This is a genomic window from Rugamonas sp. FW305-51, assembly GCF_058786935.1.
The window spans coordinates 1-560 of record NZ_JBYSZG010000127.1; the positions used below are offsets into that span (position 1 = coordinate 1).

The 560-nt window shown below is 64.5% G+C and carries 1 protein-coding gene; it reads left to right on the top strand.

Annotation, left to right across the window (positions count from 1 at the left end):
• Positions 1-560: VCBS domain-containing protein (locus AC3WOS_RS28590; RefSeq protein ID WP_492720708.1), on the top strand; the 560-nt coding region annotated here is incomplete at both ends.

Below are 560 nucleotides of genomic sequence, written 5' to 3' on the forward strand. Positions count from 1 at the left end.
TTTGGCATCGACGCCACCGGCGCCTGGACCTACGCCACCGACACCGCCCACAACGAATTTGCGGCCGGCACCGACTATACTGACAGCTTCACCGTGACGACCGCTGACGGCACCAGCCAAACGGTTAGCGTCACCATCCACGGCACCAACGATGCCGCTGTCATCACGGGCACCAGCACCGCCACTCTGACCGAAACCGATGCCATCCTCAACGCCAGCGGAAAGTTGAACGCCACCGACGTGGACAGCGCCGCCAACTTCGTCGCTCAAAGCAACGTCGCTGGCGACCATGGCTACGGCAAGTTCGGCATCGACGCCGCCGGCGCCTGGACCTACGCCACCGACACCGCCCATGACGAATTTGCGGCCGGCACCGACTACACCGACAGCTTCACCGTGACGACCGCCGACGGCACCACCCAGGTGGTTAGCGTCACCATCCACGGCACCAACGATGCGGCCGTCATCACTGGCACCAGCACGGCCGCGATGGACGAAACGAACGTCGTTCTCAACGCCAGCGGCAAGTTGAACGCCACCGACGTGGACAGCGCAGCCGA